This window comes from Rhodococcus sp. T7 (genome assembly GCF_009872365.1).
Classification (GTDB): domain Bacteria; phylum Actinomycetota; class Actinomycetes; order Mycobacteriales; family Mycobacteriaceae; genus Rhodococcus_F.
In genome coordinates this window covers 837,320-838,155 of record NZ_WXYH01000389.1, presented here as the reverse complement: position 1 = coordinate 838,155, position 836 = coordinate 837,320, and the positions used below count along the sequence as shown (strand labels likewise).

Here is an 836-nt window from a genome sequence, read left to right as displayed (position 1 = left end):
CGGTGGTGGACCAGGAAGCAACTGGTGCAGGTGAATTCGTCCGCCTGCTTCGGGAGGACGCGGACGGTCAGTTCCTCACCGGACAGGTCGGTGCCGGGCAGTTCGAAGGATTCGGCGGTGTCGGTGTCCTCGACGTCCACGGCGGGGGACTGGGTGTCTTTCCGGCTCGCGGTCAGCTGTTCGAGGGACGTGTCCGAGGTCTCGTCGGATTCGGTGACTCTGGGGGCGTCGGAGTCGGTGGCCATGCCTGGTGCGTCCTGATGTTCCTCGGTGTTCGGACCCGCCAGATTAGAGGGTGCGTGGGCGCGCCACGCCCGGTGTGGCGTGCGGTGGCTAACGTCGTGGGGCGGTGGGGGGATCGTGAGGCCCCGGAATCCGGTTCCACACGCCAGGTTTGCCGCTGGGCATCCCGACGGGGGGCAGTGACGGGGGTTAGTTCTTTCCTGCGGTCAGGGCCCGTGTCGGTGCGCGCTCGCTTGCTCTGCCGGGAGCCGGGACTGAGAGTCATCCCTTGCACGGTGCCGCGATCATCGTCGACCGAAGATTGTCTCGAACCCTGCAGACTCATCCACACCGATGGCCCTGCCGCGCCGGGGCTGTGACGGTGCTCCGGGTGGTGGGGGTGCGTGGTCCGATGCGGCGACCACGGGGTCGAAATCGCCGGTTTGCCGCCGTGGGGGGCGTGGTGTGCGTACCGCGGATGGATGCCACACCGGGTGGTGGCCCGCTGAGCAGCAGCAGTAGTAGTGGTGGGGAACGGCTACCAAGCGCAGCCCCCGCCAACGATGGAGATCAGCTGGCAGGGGCGCTACACGGTCAACCTGCACGTAGTGGTG

Annotated in this window: 1 protein-coding gene; it reads right to left on the bottom strand. The window is 67.7% G+C overall.

The window, feature by feature from the left end; genetic code table 11:
• Positions 1-245 (bottom strand): DUF4193 domain-containing protein (locus MLGJGCBP_RS47960; RefSeq protein ID WP_160098347.1); only part of this gene is annotated, 245 nt, incomplete at its 3' end.
• Between the last annotated feature and the right edge of the window lie 591 nt (positions 246-836).